Annotated in this window: 17 protein-coding genes, 1 tRNA gene and 1 rRNA gene; 14 read left to right on the top strand and 5 right to left on the bottom strand. The window is 28.6% G+C overall.

Annotated elements, in window-relative coordinates; genetic code table 11:
- From J7M87_RS19690 to J7M87_RS19725, 8 genes are all read left to right on the top strand, one after another.
- Window positions 1-75, top strand: a 23S ribosomal RNA gene (locus J7M87_RS19690); the annotation flags it as partial.
- 56 nt (window positions 76-131) lie between these two features.
- Window positions 132-206: transfer RNA gene (locus J7M87_RS19695), tRNA-Asn, on the top strand.
- 195 nt (window positions 207-401) lie between these two features.
- Complete coding sequence (locus J7M87_RS19700; RefSeq protein WP_291653859.1) at window positions 402-1388, top strand: polysaccharide deacetylase family protein; 987 nt, start codon at window positions 402-404, stop codon at window positions 1386-1388.
- A 92-nt stretch (window positions 1389-1480) separates the two neighbouring features.
- On the top strand, window positions 1481-2161 hold the full coding sequence (locus J7M87_RS19705; RefSeq protein ID WP_291653861.1) for a response regulator transcription factor: 681 nt from the start codon (window positions 1481-1483) through the stop codon (window positions 2159-2161).
- Window positions 2158-3546 carry a HAMP domain-containing sensor histidine kinase gene (locus J7M87_RS19710; protein ID WP_291653863.1) on the top strand — a complete coding sequence of 463 codons (1389 nt, stop codon included), beginning with the start codon at window positions 2158-2160 and terminating at the stop codon, window positions 3544-3546. Before J7M87_RS19705 ends, J7M87_RS19710 begins: the two co-directional genes overlap by 4 nt.
- A 1-nt stretch (window position 3547) precedes the next feature.
- Entirely contained in the window at window positions 3548-5041 is a 1494-nt protein-coding gene (locus tag J7M87_RS19715; protein ID WP_291653865.1) for a hypothetical protein, read from the top strand.
- A 1-nt stretch (window position 5042) separates the two neighbouring features.
- Window positions 5043-6422 carry a TldD/PmbA family protein gene (locus J7M87_RS19720; RefSeq protein WP_291653867.1) on the top strand — a complete coding sequence of 460 codons (1380 nt, stop codon included), beginning with the start codon at window positions 5043-5045 and terminating at the stop codon, window positions 6420-6422.
- 14 nt (window positions 6423-6436) lie between these two features.
- Window positions 6437-7780 (top strand): TldD/PmbA family protein, encoded by a 1344-nt coding sequence (locus tag J7M87_RS19725; protein WP_291653869.1) that lies wholly within the window; start codon window positions 6437-6439, stop codon window positions 7778-7780.
- A 66-nt stretch (window positions 7781-7846) separates the two neighbouring features.
- Here J7M87_RS19725 and J7M87_RS19730 read toward each other — a convergent pair whose 3' ends face one another.
- Window positions 7847-9706, bottom strand: a complete 1860-nt coding sequence (locus J7M87_RS19730) for an LTA synthase family protein (RefSeq protein WP_291653928.1) — start codon at window positions 9704-9706, stop codon at window positions 7847-7849.
- 247 nt (window positions 9707-9953) lie between these two features.
- Between J7M87_RS19730 and J7M87_RS19735 the strand changes: the two genes are divergently transcribed.
- Window positions 9954-10907 carry an NAD(P)-binding domain-containing protein gene (locus J7M87_RS19735; protein WP_291653870.1) on the top strand — a complete coding sequence of 318 codons (954 nt, stop codon included), beginning with the start codon at window positions 9954-9956 and terminating at the stop codon, window positions 10905-10907.
- Between the two features lie 19 nt (window positions 10908-10926).
- On the opposite strand, the gene J7M87_RS19740 is transcribed toward J7M87_RS19735, so the two are convergent.
- The gene (locus J7M87_RS19740; RefSeq protein WP_291653872.1) at window positions 10927-11514 is read right to left on the bottom strand and encodes a GDSL-type esterase/lipase family protein; all 588 of its coding nucleotides are present in this window, start codon (window positions 11512-11514) and stop codon (window positions 10927-10929) included.
- A 14-nt stretch (window positions 11515-11528) separates the two neighbouring features.
- Window positions 11529-12161, bottom strand: coding sequence for a RusA family crossover junction endodeoxyribonuclease (locus J7M87_RS19745; RefSeq protein WP_291653874.1), 633 nt, complete (start codon window positions 12159-12161; stop codon window positions 11529-11531).
- 225 nt (window positions 12162-12386) lie between these two features.
- Between J7M87_RS19745 and tsaD the strand changes: the two genes are divergently transcribed.
- The 5 genes from tsaD to eutH all read left to right on the top strand — a co-directional run bounded on the left by tsaD (window position 12387) and on the right by eutH (window position 17626).
- On the top strand, window positions 12387-13397 hold the full coding sequence (gene tsaD / locus J7M87_RS19750; RefSeq protein WP_291653876.1) for a tRNA (adenosine(37)-N6)-threonylcarbamoyltransferase complex transferase subunit TsaD: 1011 nt from the start codon (window positions 12387-12389) through the stop codon (window positions 13395-13397).
- Between the two features lie 22 nt (window positions 13398-13419).
- A complete protein-coding gene (locus tag J7M87_RS19755) occupies window positions 13420-14448 on the top strand; it encodes an alpha/beta hydrolase (RefSeq protein WP_291653878.1) in 1029 nt (342 codons plus the stop codon).
- 116 nt (window positions 14449-14564) lie between these two features.
- On the top strand, window positions 14565-15830 hold the full coding sequence (locus J7M87_RS19760) for a trypsin-like peptidase domain-containing protein (RefSeq protein WP_291653880.1): 1266 nt from the start codon (window positions 14565-14567) through the stop codon (window positions 15828-15830).
- 194 nt (window positions 15831-16024) lie between these two features.
- Entirely contained in the window at window positions 16025-16435 is a 411-nt protein-coding gene (locus tag J7M87_RS19765; RefSeq protein ID WP_291653882.1) for a carboxypeptidase regulatory-like domain-containing protein, read from the top strand.
- Between the two features lie 108 nt (window positions 16436-16543).
- Window positions 16544-17626 (top strand): ethanolamine utilization protein EutH, encoded by a 1083-nt coding sequence (gene eutH, locus J7M87_RS19770; RefSeq protein WP_291653884.1) that lies wholly within the window; start codon window positions 16544-16546, stop codon window positions 17624-17626.
- A 12-nt stretch (window positions 17627-17638) separates the two neighbouring features.
- Here the strand turns inward: eutH and J7M87_RS19775 are convergent, their stop codons facing one another.
- Entirely contained in the window at window positions 17639-18685 is a 1047-nt protein-coding gene (locus tag J7M87_RS19775) for an FAD:protein FMN transferase (protein ID WP_291653886.1), read from the bottom strand.
- A gap of 119 nt (window positions 18686-18804) precedes the next feature.
- Complete coding sequence (locus J7M87_RS19780; protein ID WP_291653888.1) at window positions 18805-19227, bottom strand: FMN-binding protein; 423 nt, start codon at window positions 19225-19227, stop codon at window positions 18805-18807.
- Window positions 19228-19267: the final 40 nt, after the last annotated feature.

A 19267-nucleotide genomic window follows, 5' to 3' on the forward strand; every position in this document is an offset into this window, starting at 1 on the left:
AGGTTGATAGGTCAGAGGTGTAAGTGTGGTAACATATTTAGCTGACTGATACTAATAGGTCGAGGGCTTGACCAATAAAAATAGGCTTGAAATTAATTCATGTGCAATTTTCAGAGAACACTCTGAATTATTCCGTGGTAGCTCAATGGTGGAGCACTCGGCTGTTAACCGATAGGTTGGAGGTTCGAATCCTCTCCACGGAGCCATTTAAATTTTAAGAGTTTTATAAGAGTAGATTTAAATCTATTGTTATAAAACTCTTTTTATTTTACTAATAGAAAAAAGTGTAACTTTTTCGTAACTTTTGGTTAACAAATTGTAATGATTTGCAGAAAAAACTTCTATATAATTGAATTATAGGACAAGCAGTTGTTTATAAAAGTAGAAAGCGTGGTTTTATAATGAGTAGAAGGCTAATAAAAAATAAAAAAAGATTCATAACATTTATATTTGTTTTAATGGTATCAGTATTTTTAATTTCATTCACTGTTAGTGACTTTAAAGAGAGTATCATTACACAAGCAGAAACTGTAACTAGTAATACTAATACTAATAGTAACGATAATAATTCTAATCAAGATAAATTAAGTTCTTCTAATGATAAGCAAGACAATATAGGAGATGAGGATGAATTTACTGAAGAGACTCCAAATAATCCAGATACTAGTGTATTAGATAATTCTGGTTATCTTTCATTAGAGGAAGATTCTAATGCAGATGATGCCTCAAAAGTTCTTCCAGAAACTATGTATAAGTGGAATTTTTATAGAGAAGATAATAAAAAAATTGCATATCTTACATTTGATGATGGGCCATCTCAGAATTCTACAGAAAAAATATTAGATATATTAGGTGCAAATGATATAAAGGCAACATTTTTTACATTAGGTAGATCTATTGAGAATAATAGTCAATCAGAAAAACTACTAAAGAGAATGGCAAAAGAAGGACATTCTATAGCAAGTCATGGATATTCACATGATTATTCTATACTTTATCCAAATAGAACAGTAGATGTTGATTCATTTATGAAAGATTTTGAGAAAAATGATAAAATATTAAAAGAAGTACTAGGAAAAGATTTTTCTACAAGGTTAATAAGAATGCCTGGTGGACATGCTAGTTGGAATGGAACAGAGCATTTAGATGAAGTATTGGAAAGTAAGGGGATTTTCCAAATGGATTGGAATGCATTAAATGGAGATGCTGAAGGTATGGATTTTCCAAAGGAACATTTATTAAATAAATTAAAAGAAACTGTTGGAAGTCAAGATGTTATAATTGTATTAATGCATGATACAGATGCTAAAAAGGGAACTGTAGAATACTTACAAAGTGCAATAGATTATTTAAAATCAGAAGGATTTGAGTTTAGAACATTGAAATAATAAAAGGGACGGTAAACCGTCTCTTATTTCTATTTATAAGATTATAAGATACCATAATAGTCAATAATATTATTATGTTTAGAGGTGATAAAATGAATAAAATATTACTAGTAGAAGATGAAGAAAGTATAAGAGCTTTTCTAAAGATAAATTTAAAAAGAAGTAATTTAGAAGTTATTGAAGCATCAACAGGAGAAGAAGGGTTAAAGCTTGCAAGTATAGAAAATCCTAAGATAGCTGTATTAGATGTAATGTTACCAGGTATAGATGGGTTTAAAGTTTGTAACAAATTGAGAAGTGAGTTTCCAGATATGGGAATAATAATGCTTACAGCAAAAGGCCAAGATATGGATAAGATTATGGGGTTAGAGTATGGTGCAGATGATTATATAGTAAAGCCATTTAATCCCTTGGAGGTTGTTTTAAGAATAAAAGCTTTACTTAGAAGGCTTGGGGATGAAGATAAAGATAAATTAGAATTAGGACCATTTCTTATAAACTTATACTCACAAAAGGTTTTAAAAGATAATATTGAAATAGATGTAACTCCAAAGGAATATTTGCTTATGAAAATATTTTTAGAAAATCCTAATAAAGCATTTACAAGAGATGAGTTATTGGATTTAGTTTGGGGAGAAAATTATTTTGGAGATGCAAAAATAATAGATGTTAATATAAGAAGATTAAGAGCAAAAATTGAAGATAATGCATCAGATCCTAAATATATAGAAACAATATGGGGGATAGGATATAGGTGGAAATCGAAAGAATGAAAAGTATAAAGAATCAATTACTTAAAGGTATATTTATTATTATTTTTTCAACAGTAATGTTTTTAAATGTTTTACTTATGATATTTATTAGAAAATATTATTATGATAATACTGAGGACTTATTAAAAAATAGAATACAAGTTTCAGTAAATTTTTATACAAAATATTTTTCTTCAAAATCATTGGTTGAGACTATTTATGATAATATTGATACATTTTGGAATGAAAATAATGCACAAGTTGAAATTTTTGATGCGGATGGAAGTTTATTAATGGATTCTATTGGAATTAAGGATTTAAAGTTGATTAATGCACCAGATGTATCGAGGGCACTTAAAGGAGAATCGGCGAGATGGATAGGTAAGGTAGATTATTATGACAATAAGGTTATGGCAGTATCTTATCCATTAATTATAGATGGAGATATAATAGGAGTTATTAGGTTCATAACTTCTTTAGAAGCAATAGACGGAGTAATAACTAATATAATGATAATTTTCTCAGGAATATCAATAGCCGTTTTAATAGTAGGAGTAGTTTTAAGTATAATCTTAGCTAATAGTATAATAAATCCAATAAAATATCTAAATAAAGTTGCAGAAAAAATGGGAAGCGGAAATTTAAGTGTTAGAAGTAATATAGATAGTAAAAATGAAATAGGCCAATTATCAAACACATTAAACTTTATGGCAAATGAAATATCCAAAAGAGAACAACTAAAAAATGAGTTTATATCATCTGTTTCTCATGAATTAAGAACTCCTTTAACTGCTATAAAGGGCTGGACTATAACTTTAAATAATGATGAAACTGATAAAGAAACTTTAAAGCTTGGATTTCAAATAATAGAAAAAGAAACAGATAGATTATCTTTAATGGTGGAAGAACTTTTAGATTTTTCTAGGCTTATAAATGAAAAAGTAACATTGGAATTACGAAGTGTAAGCATAAATGAATTTATAAAACATATAGAATCCTTTATGTCTCCTAGAGCAAAGAAAGAGAGTATAAATCTAAAATTCATAACAGAAGCTGATGGAAGTATGTACGTAGATAGCAATAGATTAAAGCAGGTATTTATTAATTTATTAGATAATTCATTCAAGTTCACAGAAGTAGAAGGTAGTATAACTTTTACAACTACAAAATTTAATGATAAAATTAAATTTGTAATAGAAGATAATGGGTGTGGAATACTAGAGGAAGATTTGCCACATGTAAAACAAAAGTTTTTCAAAGGGAAAAATTCTAAATCTCAAAATGGAATAGGATTATCTATTTGCGATGAAATAATAAAGTTACATGACGGTGTATTTAATATATATAGTAAGATAGGAATAGGTACTAAAGTTGAAATTATTATTCCAATAAATAAGGAGGAATAATATGAATATCATAAAAAGATTTTTAGCTATAATGCTTATATTTATATTTACATTAAATATTGGTTGTAGTAAAGTAAATGGAAAAGATATACAAGCTATAAAATCCCCACATAATAATAATCTAAAAATAAGGGGAGTATGGAGTATTGATTACATTAATCTATTGGGTGACGAGACTGAGAATAAGGAAGAAATACTGTCTTTAGAAGATTCTTTAATAAGTATTTCTAATAATAAGTTTTCAGTATTTAATGTTTCATATTCTAGCCCTAAATATAAATTAAAAGTTGTAGATAGAGAATATGTTCTATCATATGAGTTGAATTTAAAGCTTGAGGATATACTTGGAAATATATCAGATGAAAATTCTAAGTGGGATGTAATTTCAATAATTGGTTCTAACACTATTATTGGGGAATTTATTTATATAGATAATGAAAATGGTTATTTATTCTATGATGGAGTGTTACTGAAACTAAAAAAAATAGATGATAATCCAAAGGATTTAGACTATCAAGAAAATGATGTTAAGCAGGAATTGCTATTAGAAGATTATAATAGCGATGTAGGGATAATGTTAGGATTAAAAACTCCAAGAGAACAATTAGAAGATGGTAGTTATAGTACAGAAACATATAAAACTCTGTGGATATCATTTAAAGATAATGAATTACAACCTATATTAGAAAAGGATAATATAATTTTTCCAAGAATGAATGGAGTATGGAGTATTAAAAATGAAGTTGTAGATAATGGGGAAAGAATTTTAGAGTACTTTACAGCACATCCACTAGATGGAAGAATAGAAATAGATTCATTAGAAGATAGTAATGAAAATATATATAAAAATATAAATTTTATATCTAACGATTATATTTCAATTGAAAAGTATGAAGGGAAGAACTTTAATAATAAATTTCCAATATATCAAACTATTCCTGTTGATAATATAAATTCCAAGAATGGGATTAATATTGAAGAAATATATTCTAATGAAGCCAAGGAAAAATATAAAAAAGACTTTAGTGATGCATTAGAGACTTTATCAGAAGAAAAAAGAAACTCTTTAAATACAAATGTAGATTACAGTAATTTCACTATAAAAAGAATTGAAGGAAGATGGAATTTAGTTGGCAAGATTGCAACTATAGATAATGCTGAAGATGGAATAGATTATAGAATATCATTAAATCCAAACAAGAAGATATTAAATTATGATACTTTATTAATTTCATGGAAAGATTTAAAAGGAAAATTTCCATTTATAAAGGATGCATATACATCACCTACTGGAAGAATGGCAATAATATTATTTAACGACAAGTTATTAGTTTATGAAATGGAAGATAGGGATATTAAAGGTAGCCCGTTAATTACTATTAACTTAAATAATAATGAAGAAGTAATAATGGCAGAGTGGGCAAGTGGTAGTTATGTGGATTCATGGGCTAAGGCATTTAAAGATGGAAAAGAGATAAGTATGGAGGATGATTAGTATGTTATCAAAAAATATATTATCTAGTGTATTAGCTAGATGTTTAATAACAGGCGGAGATTTTGCAGAAGTATTTGAAGAGGATACAATAGACACTTCTATAAGTATTCTAAATGGAAAGGTCGAGAATTCTATTTCAGGAAGAACTCATGGGATAGGTATAAGAATTTTCAAGGGATTTAAAAGCGTTTATGCTTATACTAATAATACTAGTTTAAATGCTTTATTAGATATAGCTCAGAAGGCAGCATTGGCTCTTGGAGAGTTAAAAGAGGATATAAGTGTAGTTCTTAATGAAAAGAATATATATAATAATAATCCTATTATATATATTCCATCTTCAATAAGTGCTCAAAAAAAGATAGAAGTAATGAAACGTGGATATAAAGCTGCAAAGGAATATAGTGATGAAATAACTCAAGTTTCTGTTGGATATTTAGATAAAGAACAAAATATATTAATTGCCAATACAGAAGGATTACTTACAGAAGATAAAAGAGTTAGAACAAGGTTGTCAATAAGCTCTGTAGCATCTGCAAATGGAGAAAATCAAACAGGTTTTGAAGGACCAGGAGCTCATAAAGGCTTTGAATTATTTAATGACATAGATCCAGAATATTATGGAAGAGAGGCGTCTAGAGTTGCACATACTATGTTGCATGCTAAGAATTGTCCAGCTGGTAAAATGGCCGTAGCAATAGATAATGGGTTTGGCGGAGTAATATTCCATGAGGCATGTGGACACTCTCTAGAAGCAACTGCAGTAGCAAAAGGAAACTCAGTATTTACTAATATGTTAGGAAAGCAAATAGCATCAACAAAGGTTACAGCAATTGATGATGGAACTATACCTAATGCATGGGGATCATTAAATATTGATGATGAAGGTAATAAGACAAGAAAAAATGTATTAATAGAAAATGGTATATTAAAAGGATACTTAATTGATAAATTAAATGGAAGAAGAATGGGGATGGAGGCAACTGGAAGCTCAAGAAGACAAAACTATAAATTTGCCCCTACTTCAAGAATGACAAACACATATATCGCATCAGGAAGTGATGATGAGGCTGAAATTATAAAATCAATATCAGATGGATTATATGCAAAGAAAATGGGTGGAGGATCAGTAAATCCAGTAACAGGAGAATTCAATTTTGCTGTATCAGAGGGATATATAGTAAAAAATGGAGAGATAAAAGAGCCTGTTAGAGGTGCTAGCCTTATTGGTAAAGGTAGCGAAGTGTTAATGAATATAGATATGGTAGGAAAGAACTTAGCTCAAGGACAAGGAATGTGTGGTTCTGTTTCAGGAAGTATTCCAACTAACGTAGGTCAACCTATGATTAGAGTCAAAGAAATAACAGTAGGTGGAAGATAAAGGGGGAATATAAAGTGGAACTAAATATATTTATAAATAAATTATTTCAAGAAGCCAAGAATAACGGTTTTAATGAATATGAAGTTTACTATGTAGATAGAGAGAGTTTAAGTATAAATGTATATAATGAGGAAGTTGAAAAATATAATTTAACTACTTCTTATGGATTATCATTTAGAGGAAAAATAAATGATAAGATAGGATATTCATATACAGAAATATTAGATGATGATGCTATAAAAATGCTTGTTAAAAATGCAAAGGAAAGTGCTTTATTTATAGAAAATGAAGATGTTCAATTTATATATGAAGGCGATAAAGAATATGTAGAAGTAAATACTTATTATAAATCATTAGAAAACCTTCCAGCAGATAAGTTAATAAACCTGGCGGTAAGTATGGAAAAAGAAGCAAAGGCCTTAGATAATAGAGTTACTAGCTTTGGAGGATGTGGAATAGGATATAGCAAAGCTAAGTATGGAATAATTAATTCAAAGGGATTAAATTTAGAAAATAAATCTAATTTATTAAGTGCATACGTAGTTCCAATAATAAAAAATGGAGAAGATATGCATGATGGTATGGGATATGTAACAGCTAACTCTATAGAAGAAGTAGATCCGAAGAAGTTAGCAGAAGACGGAATTAATGAGGCAGTTTCAAGAATAGGTGGTAAATCAGTTACATCTGGAAAATATAAAACAGTAATAAATAATGAAGCGATGGTTTCAATACTTTCAACATTTGCTGGAGTATTTAGTGGAGATGCAGCTCAAAAAGGTTTAAGTTTATTAAAAGGAAAAGAAGGAGAAGTAATAGCAAGCAAAAAGGTGACTTTATTAGATGATCCTCATTTAGAAAATGGGCTAGCATCTGTTTCTTTTGATGATGAAGGAGTTGCTACTAAGAAAAAGGATATAATTCATAAAGGAAAGCTTATGACTTTACTTCATAATTTAAAAACTGCTAATAAAGGAAATACAAAATCAACTGGAAATGGATTTAAAAATTCTTATGCATCGCCAGTAGGAGTTTCCCCAACAAATTTATATCTTCAAAAGGGAGAGAAAAGCTTTGAAGATTTATTGAAAGAGGTTGGTGAGGGGTTATTGATAACAGAATTTGCTGGATTACATTCAGGTGCAAATTCAATAACAGGAGATTTTTCACTAGCAGCAAAAGGATTTTATATAAAAGATGGTAAAAAGGATTATCCAGTTGAACAAATAACTGTGGCAGGAAATTTCTTTGATTTATTAAAAGGTATAGAAGATGTAGGAAGTGACTTAAAGTTCCCAATGAGTAGTATAGGAAGTCCATCTGTTAAGATTGCTGAATTATCAATAGCCGGAAAATAAAAATAGCTTTATTAAAAAAAAAACTCCCCTAAGGGAGTTTTTTTCACAATTATCAATTGTTAACTATTAATTATTTAGGTAGTTGCTTCTTATCATTTTATCCGAAAGTTCAACTATATTCTTATACATTTCTTTTTCTTCATCTGTCAAATCATCACCTACTACTTCTAGGTTTGTAAGGACTGCAAATGATTTATTTGTATTTAGTAAGTTTCTACCCAATGATGTATTTATATATTTATCATTTTGTACTCCCATAAGATATAGTAGTGTTGGCATAATGTCAACTTGTCCACCTATAGTATCAAAAGTCTTTGGCTCTTTTATATCTTTTGACCAAATTATAAATGGCATAGTGTGATTACCATTATCTAAATACCAGTCTTCCTTGTTAGAAAGTTTTTCTATTGAGCTATTATAGTATTTATGAACCCCTGTATGATCTCCTTCAATAACTACAACAGTGTTATCAAGAATTCCTTCTTTATCTAATAATTCTAGGAATTTTCCAATTTGTGTGTCTGTATATTTAACACTTTCGAAGTAGCCACCAAGTTCACTTTTATCTAATTCTGGATCTAAATTTAATACTCTCTTTTCCGTTGGTAAATCAAAAGGTCCATGATTAGTTAAAGTAACTGTAAATGCATAAAATGGATCTTCTAAGTTTTTAAGCATTGGTACAACTTGTTTAAAATAACTTTCATCTGATAAGCCAAGGCCTATTTCTTCGTCTATATTAAATGAGTAGTAGTCAACAAATTTATCGAATCCTATTCCTGTTAGTCCATTTACATAGTTCCAGAAAGAACCTTTATCAGGATGAATAGCTATTGTATCATAGTTTTTTTCTTCTAGTAGAAGAGGTAATGAATTATATTTAGTAGAAGGATATCTAAAGAACGTACTTCCTCTTCTTAATGGAAACATTGATGTATTAATCATTAAGTCAGCATCAGAACTTGTACCTTCATTTACTTGTTCATGAATATTAGGGAAATATAGTCCTGTTTTTATTAATTCATCCATTACAGGAGTAATTTTTTGATCATTTACTTCTTTACCCAGTATAAAGCTTTCTAATGATTCAACTTGTATAACTAATAAGTTTTTGCCTTCGAACATTCCTGCATATTGATTATTAGGCAAGTTTTCTTTTTTACTAAAGAATTCATCAATTTGTGACTTTTCTTCAGCAGTTAATTCATAAGGCATAGAATCTTTATAAACGTTATATAAATCAAAAATATGATAGCCTATAGGAGAAAAATACCTAGCTGTATTTGTAGGATCATAATTTGAGAATATATATCCATTTTTAACATCTTCATTTTTTAATACATATAAATTAAAAGGAACATAGCTTATATATATAATACTTGATAATAGTATAACTATAAATGTAATAGGGGCTCTCCTTTTAACTTTTGTGTAGGACTTTCTAGTAAAGAAAACAAATACTCCTAGTATTATAAAATCAATAAATAGTAAGAAATCTTTATTACTAAACATTGAAGATATAGTACCACCCATGTTATCTAAATTAGCAGTTTGAGTTAACAATAATGCTGATGGCATTGTTAGGAATCCTCTAAAGTATCCTAAGTCCAATAATATTAGTAATGTTATTAGTATATCAATAATAAATAGATATATAACTCGGCCTTTACCTTTAAAAAGTAAAGAAAAGCTAATAAAAATTAAGGTAAAGGCATAATAATAAATAATAAATGGTTTTGCAGAGTTAAGTCCAAGATTTAAATTTAGGGAATAAGGATCTTGGTTAACTACGAAACCTTGAAATATTATGCTTTTAAATGTAATGGCTATAAGTGGAATTAAGAATAATATTATTCTCATAGCACCATCAAAATTAAGTATCTGTATAAATCTGTTTCTTAGTTTTTTAATAAGTTTGTCCAATATATCACCTCAAATATATAAAGTACTATAACACTTATGGGAATAATACTTAAAAATCTTTACTATTATGTTTACAATACTTAAATTATAGTATAGTAGTTTTTATAAAGCAATTTAGATTTTCTTAAATTTTCTATCCAATACAAAAATAAATTTCAATAAAAGAGATAATTTTACAAGGAATAGCGCAATATAAATACAATATGTTATAATATCTATATGTTTTATTTAACATTTATGGAGGTTATATATGCTTCAATATGATTTAATTATAGTTGGAGGGGGAGCATCTGGACTTTCAGCTGGAGTTTCTGCTCTGAAAAATGGGATTAAAAAAGTATTAATTTTAGAAAGAAATAATGATTTAGGTGGAAATTTAAACTTATTCATACATAATGGCTTTGGAAGATATTATTTAGGTAATGATGTAACAGGACCAGAGCTTGGAAGTAAACTTACTAAAGATTTTAAAGCACTAGGTGGGGTATATAAATTAAATACTGAAGTCTTAGAAGTAACTAAGAATAAGGTGGTTTCATATGTAAATCCTCAAGAAGGAATTCAGGAGATTAAAGCGAGAGCTATAATATTGGCCTCTGGATGTAGGGAGAAGTTTACAGGAAACATAAATATACCAGTTCATAAATATACAGGTATATTTACTTTGGTTTCAGCACACAGGTTAGTTAACCTTCAAGGATTCCTTCCTGGAAAAGAGGTTGTAATTATTGGAAATAATAATTGGTCTTTAATTCTTGCAAGAAGGTTATTAATAGAAGGTGCTAGAGTAAAGGCTATTATAGATAATTCTAAGAATGGATTTTTAGATGAAAACAGTAGTGAATTTTTAAATGGGTTTGATATGAATATAATAAGAAATCAGCATGTAGTTGAACTATATGGTAACGAGAGAATAGAAAGTATAGATATTAAAAGTATAGAAGATGAAAGTATAAGAAATATAAGTTGTGATTCTTTAATATTAACGGTTGGATATTGTCCAGAAATATCTTTCATAAGAAAGACAAATATATTATTAAAGGGTTATAGTACTCTTATAGTAAACAACTATGAAACTTCAGTTAATGGAGTATTTGCTTGTGGAACTATATTAAGTAGAGATAAAGATATTTTCAATAGTGGAGAAAATGGCGCTCATGTTGGGAAAATAGTAGCTGATTATATAAAAAAATATATGTATTAAAAAATATGGATAGTATGCATTAAAGCATATTATCCATATTTTTTAATAATTGTTTAAACTCATTAAATAATAAAGCCTGACCATTATTATTTAAATGGATACCATCAGTAAAAATATTATTGGATGAAAATTTAAATGTTAGACTGTGAAAATCAACATAATTAACTTTATATTTATCACAAAGTTCAATTATAGATTGCTTTAATAAAGAGAGTTGTTCTTCACAATAATCATATGTAGAAGATTGGATAAAAAGTCTATAAGCATCTTTTTTTATTATTATTGGTGGAATGCCTATAATAATATTTTTAGTTATGGTCAAGGCTTCTTTTAGCATTAATTCTAAATTATCTAAAACAGATTTTAGAGATCTATTAGAAAGAAAGTCATTGGTTCCTCCCATTATAAAGATTTTCTTTGGGTAATATGAAATCACATCTTCAGTAAATCTATTTAACATATCTGCTGTTGTATTTCCATTTATGCCTTTGTTTATTATATCTAAAGATATATATGGCTTTAATTTTTCTACCCAGTTCATATTTTTATTTACACCATATCCATAAGTTAAGCTATCTCCAATAAATACAAAAGAATTTTTTAGCATTTTAAATCTCCTTTCTAAAATAATTTATTAAAGCAAGCTCTACAAATTAATGTTTTACCACCATTTGCTGTAATTAAATTTGTATCATTAATCTTTTTATTACAGAACTCACAAATCATTGTAATATTATCATTAGTATCTAATTTATTTTCTATCTTATTTTTTTTAGGTTGTTTACTATTAGCTTTTCTAATAGGTGAGTAGAGTTTTTTATTGGAATGTTCTTCTTTAGGTAAAATAGAATAAGAAATTTCATATTGACTTTCTCCGTAGAATTCTAATTCAAATCTAGGATTTTCTTTATCGTAAAATTCTTCTGTAATAATTCTAGTTATTTGGGCATCATTAACAATGAGGCCACTTTTTTCGATCCCATCAAAAATACTTTTAGTTATATTTGCAGTATCAGGATGTCTTTTTTCGCTTTTATAATAAACTTTAAGAATTGCTATAAGTGATTCTTCTAGTACAATATCTGGATTTTGCAATCTAGCATAGTAAGCAATTTCTTCCTCGTAAAGTGCATACCTATCGTGTGACTTTCCAGTATTATAGGGAAGAATTGCTCTACCATCCTTATTATGTAGTTTAAAATTAGATTTAGATATGGGGGATCCTGGTACAATTACTTTTGCATAAGAATTCATTATGTAAACTCCTTTAAATAATATTAATATATCCTTAAAAATCCATTAATTCTAATAAAAAATAATGAATAATTTTGTCATTCATTATATAATAAACAGTGATAATGAGAAGCTATAAGCTTTATTTTAATATACAATAATAAGATAGTTTTAACAAGAAAATGTAAAAGAATTATAATTTTAGAATTTTTAATATAAATATAGTTAGATTAAGAGGTAGTAGAAATGGAAAGCAAGTTAATATTATCAATAGAATCAAGTTGTGATGAAACATCAGCAGCTGTAGTTAAAGATGGAAGAGAAGTGTTATCAAATATAATAGCCTCACAAATAGAAACTCACAAAAAATATGGTGGTGTAGTACCTGAGGTTGCATCAAGAATGCATATTGAAGTAGTTAATGGGGTTGTAATGGAAGCGTTAGAAGAGGCAGGAGTAAAATTAGAGGATATAGATGCCATTGGAGTTACTTATGGTCCTGGATTGGTAGGAGCCTTATTAGTAGGACTACAGTATGCAAAAGGTCTTTCATATTCATCTAAGAAACCTTTAGTAGGGGTTAATCATATCGAAGGTCATATTTGTGCAAATTATATAGAACATAAGGATTTAAAACCACCATTTGTATCTTTAGTAGTTTCAGGAGGACACACTTTCATAGTTCATGTCAAAGATTATGGGGTGTATGATGTTATAGGGCAGACAAGGGATGATGCAGCAGGAGAAGCATACGATAAGGTTGCAAGAGCACTAGGCTTAGGGTATCCTGGTGGACCTAAAATAGATAAGTTAGCTAAAGAAGGAAATGAAAATGCTATAGATTTTCCTAAGGCTAATTTTCATGATGATACATTAGATTTTTCTTTTAGTGGGGTTAAATCAGCTGTATTAAATTATATAAATAAATGTAAGATGCAAGGCATAGAAATAAATAGAGCAGATGTAGCGGCATCTTTTCAGAAGGCAGTTATAGATGTGTTGAAGCAAAATGTTTTAAAAACATGTAAAAAAAATCAGGTTAATAAAATTGCAATAGCTGGTGGGGTAGCATCAAACTCAGCTCTTAGGGAATCACTTCTTAAAGCGGCATCTAGGGAAGGAATAGATGTATTATTCCCTTCACCAATACTATGTACAGACAATGCAGCAATGATAGGAAGTGCGGCATACTTTAATTTTATTAAGGGACTAGAAGCACCATTAAATATAAATGCTAAACCCAATTTGAAGCTATGATATATAAGGGGGAAGGGTTAACGTGAAGCTTTTACCACATTCAAATGGATTCTACAAAGTAAATATGAAAAATAAGATGAAGCCAAAAGATATAATAAAAAATGTATTATTAACAATATTGATATTAATTATTATAGGCTTTATATATCAAAGAGTAAGTAATTTTATAGCAAAAGAAACCTTGAAGCAAAGAGTAGATTATGCTAAGGTAGATGATAAAAGACTAGATTATAGAACAGATGGAGAAGGTAAATACACTGTTGTATTTGATGGAAATATTGGAGCTAATTTAAATCAGTGGAATTCAATAACAGATAAATTGACATCAGAATATGATGATATAACAACGTTTGTATATAATAGAAGAGGATATGGATACAGTGATAGTGGAGCAGTAAGGACTCCAAAGGAACAAGCCGAAGATTTAAGAATATTACTTAGAAAAGCTGCTGTACCATCCCCTTATATATTAGTTGGTGAAGAATATGGAAGTTTAGTTTTAACTGAATTTGCTAAAGAGTATCCAGATTTAGTAGCAGGAGTAGTATTAGTAAATCCATTAGTCGAAGATACGATAAATAGTAATGAATTTAAAAGAAGCCTTACAATAGAAAAAATAAGAAGAAAGATAGAGAGTATTGGATCTTCAGTAGGATTTACAACATTGTTAGATAAGATTGGTATTGCGTGTGATACAGATGAATTTGAAAATAAATTGGACGAAAATAATTTACATGAATTTAAAGTACATAGAACAAAAAGTAGTTATACTAGTGCAGTATATAATGAGATAAAGAACTTAACAAGTGGTGAAAATAGTAGTCAAACAGATGGTGTATTTAGTGGAAAACCATATTATTTAATAGCAAAAAGTGGACAAGAACAATTAGCTTCACTTGGAGATCTAAATTTGACAAAAGTCTATAATATAAATTCAGAGAGTAGTATCATATCAATGTATGATCCTGATATAGTTATAACGGGGATAAGACAAGTGGTTAAACAAGCTAATGAAATTGAACGACTAGAAAAAAAGGCAAGTAAGAGTTAAATTATATTCACATGTCATATAATTGCCATGCACATGTCATATAATTGTCACAGAAAAAGGGTATATTAATATCTGTAAAAGGAATTATTAATATAATATCTAGGAGGAATTTTGTGATGAGTGATGATAATATATATGATGTAGAAAATTATGAGGCTGTTAATAATACTGAAAATGATAATTTGGATTCTACAGTACAAGAGAGTGTAAAGGAAGATTTTATCGATGAAGATAAAATACTAGAAAGAAATATTGAATTTGAACCAAATGAAAATAATATCACTAAATATAATAAAAAGAAGAAAAGAAATGGTGGATTTAAAATTATAGCAACAGCTCTTATAGCAGGACTTTTAGGAGGAGCACTAGGTGGAGGAGGTATATATTATGCAATGAGAGGTATTAATACAAAACAACAAAATGCTTTAATAACACCAAATCCTCAAACATTTGAGACAGCTGAAGGTGCATTAACGGCTAGTGAAGCTTTTGAAAAGGTTGCTCCAGCAGTAGTTATAGTATCAGCAAATGGTGTAACTGATTATAGTGGAATAATACCTCAAGAAGTAGATGGAATAGGTTCAGGATTTATAATAAATGAAGAAGGATATATACTAACCAATTATCATGTTATAGAAGGTGCAAAGGAAGTAATTGTTACTTTATCAGATGGTAGAGATGTAAAAGCAAAAGTTATAAATTATGATCAAAATCAAGATATAGCAATGCTAAAATTAAGTGATGATAGCGTTAAGGTTCCAGCGATAGTACAACTTGGAAATTCAGATGCACTAAAGCCAGGTGAAGAAGTTTTAGCTATAGGAACCCCACTTTCAAAAGACTTTAATCAAACTGTAACAGGAGGACTTGTAAGTGCAGTTAATAGAACTGTAGAAACAAGTACAGGTGTTAAGTTAAACTTAATACAAACAGATGCTGCAATTAACCCAGGTAATAGTGGAGGCCCTTTAATAAACACTAAGGGAGAAGTAGTTGGTATAAATACATTAAAAATGTCAGGCGGAGCAGAAGGAATAGGATTTTCGATTCCAATAAATGAAGTTAAAGATAGAATAGATTCATTATCTAAGCCTATATTAAATTTAGGTATATCAATAAGAGAAGTAGATGAAAAGTTATCAAAACAATATGATATGGAAGAAGGATTATATATAGTTGAGGTATCAGAATTTTCACCAGCAGAAAAGGCAGGGCTAAAGGGTGGAGATATAATAGTAAAATTTGACGGAGAAAGAATTAAAACCTTTGATGAGTTAAGAGCAATTAGGGATACTAAAAAAGAAGGCGATATAGTTAAAGTAGAAGTAGTTAGAAATGGAGAAAATAAAACTTTTGATGTTCAATTAGAAGCAAAGGAATAATAGGTTTAAAACAACTATAATAAAATTAAAATATATAAGACTAGTTATAAATAAGATATACAGGAGTGAAGAAAGTATATCTTATTAAAACTAGTCTTTTTTTATTAAAACTAGTATAACGTAAAGAACATTTTATAAATAATGGAATAGATTATATTATACAAAATTTAAATTCAAACTTAGGAGGCAAAGTTATGAGCGGAAGAATAACATCATGTGAATTAAAGACAGGGTGTAATGAACAAATAGAGGCAATAGTTAGATTACCAGAGGAGAAGAGATCAGTTATATTTGGAACAGTTTTGGATTGTAATAGAATGCCTGTAGTAGATGCGGTTGTGAAGTTATTACAAATTGTTGATGGATGTAGATATCCTTATCCACTAACTCATACTTTTACAGATTGTCACGGACAATTTTTATTAGGACCTTTATGTCCAAATACAAAGTATATGTTAAAGATTTATAAAGATAATATAGTAATAAAATATTCCGAATTAGAAACCTCATCTTATAACGGAAAATGTATAGGAAAACCTGAAAATATCGGAAATCAACCTCCAAAACCATTTCCAGATAAGACATCATGTGGATGCGATTGTTAATTTGACTGAATAATTAATAGCAAAAAAGCTTCTTATTAAATTAAGAGGCTTTTTTGTTATTAAAAATTTTGATAAAATTATATATAAACTTTTTGAGGAGAGTTGAATATGGAAAAGGTAATGCTTTATATTATAGGAATATTCTTTTTAGTTGGTACAATAGATTATATATTTGAAGGAAAATATGGATTATCAAAAGGCATAGAAAATGGAATTAAAAGTATGGGCTCACTAGCTTTATCTATGATAGGTATACTTTCTATCACGCCAATAATATCTGATTTAATTCTTAAATATATTTTACCTATATTTAAAAATATATTTGTAGATCCAACCATACTAGTATCATCCTTTATTGCAGTTGATATGGGAGGATATAAAATTGTACAATCTATATCAACAGATCAAGGAATAATATATTTTTCAGGAATATTAATATCATCTATATTAGGATGTACTATAAGTTTTACTTTACCTCTAGCCTTAGGAATAGTAAAAGAAAAAAATATAGATATATTATGTAAAGGAATTTTATGTGGAATAGTTATTTTACCAATAGGATTATTTATTGGTGGGATTTTACTAAAAATAAAGTTACCTATTATACTCATTAATCTTATGCCTATAGTTATAATTTCTATATTTATAGTAATAGGTTTATATAGAAAACCAAATAAAATGATAATTTACTTTAAATACTTGGCTAAATTTATAATGATATTAGGATTAGTCGGTTTAGGATTACAAGGATTTACTTCAATAACAGGGGTAATTATTATTGAAAATTTACTCTCGCTGGAAGAAACGTTAACAATAGTTGGAAAGATAGCAATTTTCTTAGCAGGTGCTAATGTAATGTTAGAGATAATAAGAATGGTATTTAAAGAGAAAATCGCAATGCTAGAAAAGATATTAAATATAAATTCAGCATCTGTAGCAGCTTTAATTGGTAGTTTAGCATCTGCTGTAATTGTATTTTCTAACTTTGATAAATTAGATGATAGGGGGAAACTTGTATGTTCAGCTTTTTCGGTAGCTGGTGCATATGTATTTGGTGGACAATTGGGATATGTAGTAATAGAGGCAAAAGATATAACACTAATTTATATATTAGTAAAGCTTATATCAGGATTTTTAGGGTTAGCTTTAGCATTAAAATTAAGTGAAAAAGAGTTAAGAAAAACATCTTAACTCTTTTTTTGATTAATTTGATAATGTAAAATCTGTATTTGTTAATTTAAATATATCTCTTATTCCATCTGTTATATAAACTTTATTATCTTTAGTAACAAAAATTGCATCGATGCCATCTTGAGTATTAATAAATTTCATTCCTTCGTCAACACCCATAGCAAAAACAGAAGTTGATAAGGCATCTCCGTCTGAAGATTTATCACTTATTATAGTTATTCCAGCGATTTCATTTTCATAAGGATAACCAGTCTTAGGACTTAATATATGGTGATATTTGATTCCATCCTTTTCAATATACCTTTCATATATACCGGAAGTTACTATTGATTTATTTTTTACAGTAATTTTACCGATTATATCGCCACGATCAGAAAATGGATTTTGTATTCCTATTGTCCAAGTACTACCATCAACTTTTGATCCATGAGCGAAGATATTTCCACCTAAATCTATTATAGCGCTTTTAACACCTTCTTCAGTAAGGATATCCGAAATAACATCTGCAGTATATCCTTTTGCTACACCACCGAGATCTATTATCATTCCTTGTCTTTTTAAGAATACAGTACTTTCTTCATCATTAAGCTCAATATCAGAATAACCAACTAATGGTACTTTTGAGTTTATTTCTTCTTGAGTTGGAACTTTAGCTTCAGGCAAACCAATATTCCAAAGTTTAACTATTGGACCAACTGAAATATCAAATAAACCATTAGAAAGCTTAGCATACTCCAATCCTTTCTTTATGACTGTATATGTATCATAATCTACTTTTACTGGTTCAATTCCTGCAGATTCATTTATTTTATCTACTAATGTACCATTCTCATTGATACTTAAAGTGGATTCTAGTTCCTTGACTTTGTTAAAGACCTTATCTAATACATTTTCATCATTGCTATCATAAAGGGTTACAGTAACTACTGTTCCCATTAGAAGTTCAGTCTTAGAGAGGGGTTCAGCAACTTTGTTATCTTTTGAACAACCGGATAAAATTGTAAGAGAAAAAATTAACAAGATGGATATAGTGAAATAATTTAAATATTTTTTCTTCATAGATATTCCTCCTAAATAATATGTCACTATCTATTATAAGTAAAAATCATAGAAAAAACAAAAGACTTTAGGTTTTTTACCTAAAGTCTTTTTAAAAAATATTATTTAGCGTTCAAATATTATTTAGCGCCTGATAAAGCTTTTTCTGCTAAAGTTTTGAAAGAATCACTTGAACTTGTAGCACCAGCTACAGCGTCAACTGAAGCAACATCTTGCTTTTCAACTAAAGCTTCTTCTAATTTAGGGAAAGCTTCTGCTGGATTAGTACCCTTAGCTGACTTCATTTGAGCATTGTAGTCAGCATCATCTTTTTTGCTTCCTTTTTCGCCAACTTCATCATATTTAACTGTAGCGATTTTTCCATCTTTAACTTCTATTTCGATAGATGCTTCATATCCTCTTTCATCTTTTTCAGATTTTTCAGTATATGTTCCGTCTTTTAATCCAGATTCTTGAGCTTTTTCTTTGTTTCCACATCCTACAAATACAGTAGTAGCTAATGCAGCAACTGCTAATAAGCTTATAACTCTTCTTGATTTCATAAAAAAAATCCCCCTCAAAATTATTTAATTTTTCTATTGA

It is taken from the genome of Clostridium sp. (assembly GCF_017888565.1).
Lineage (GTDB): Bacteria > Bacillota > Clostridia > Clostridiales > Clostridiaceae > Clostridium.

Coding starts and splice junctions, on each gene's coding strand:
- J7M87_RS19715 (WP_291653865.1), top strand. CDS start 3,548: ATGAATATCATAAAAAGATTTTTAGCTATAATGCTTATATTTATATTT.
- J7M87_RS19705 (WP_291653861.1), top strand. CDS start 1,481: ATGAATAAAATATTACTAGTAGAAGATGAAGAAAGTATAAGAGCTTTT.
- eutH (WP_291653884.1), top strand. CDS start 16,544: ATGGAAAAGGTAATGCTTTATATTATAGGAATATTCTTTTTAGTTGGT.
- J7M87_RS19775 (WP_291653886.1), bottom strand. CDS start 18,685: ATGAAGAAAAAATATTTAAATTATTTCACTATATCCATCTTGTTAATT.
- J7M87_RS19700 (WP_291653859.1), top strand. CDS start 402: ATGAGTAGAAGGCTAATAAAAAATAAAAAAAGATTCATAACATTTATA.
- J7M87_RS19760 (WP_291653880.1), top strand. CDS start 14,565: ATGAGTGATGATAATATATATGATGTAGAAAATTATGAGGCTGTTAAT.
- J7M87_RS19710 (WP_291653863.1), top strand. CDS start 2,158: ATGAAAAGTATAAAGAATCAATTACTTAAAGGTATATTTATTATTATT.
- J7M87_RS19765 (WP_291653882.1), top strand. CDS start 16,025: ATGAGCGGAAGAATAACATCATGTGAATTAAAGACAGGGTGTAATGAA.
- J7M87_RS19745 (WP_291653874.1), bottom strand. CDS start 12,161: ATGAATTCTTATGCAAAAGTAATTGTACCAGGATCCCCCATATCTAAA.
- J7M87_RS19720 (WP_291653867.1), top strand. CDS start 5,043: ATGTTATCAAAAAATATATTATCTAGTGTATTAGCTAGATGTTTAATA.
- tsaD (WP_291653876.1), top strand. CDS start 12,387: ATGGAAAGCAAGTTAATATTATCAATAGAATCAAGTTGTGATGAAACA.
- J7M87_RS19780 (WP_291653888.1), bottom strand. CDS start 19,227: ATGAAATCAAGAAGAGTTATAAGCTTATTAGCAGTTGCTGCATTAGCT.
- J7M87_RS19735 (WP_291653870.1), top strand. CDS start 9,954: ATGCTTCAATATGATTTAATTATAGTTGGAGGGGGAGCATCTGGACTT.
- J7M87_RS19740 (WP_291653872.1), bottom strand. CDS start 11,514: ATGCTAAAAAATTCTTTTGTATTTATTGGAGATAGCTTAACTTATGGA.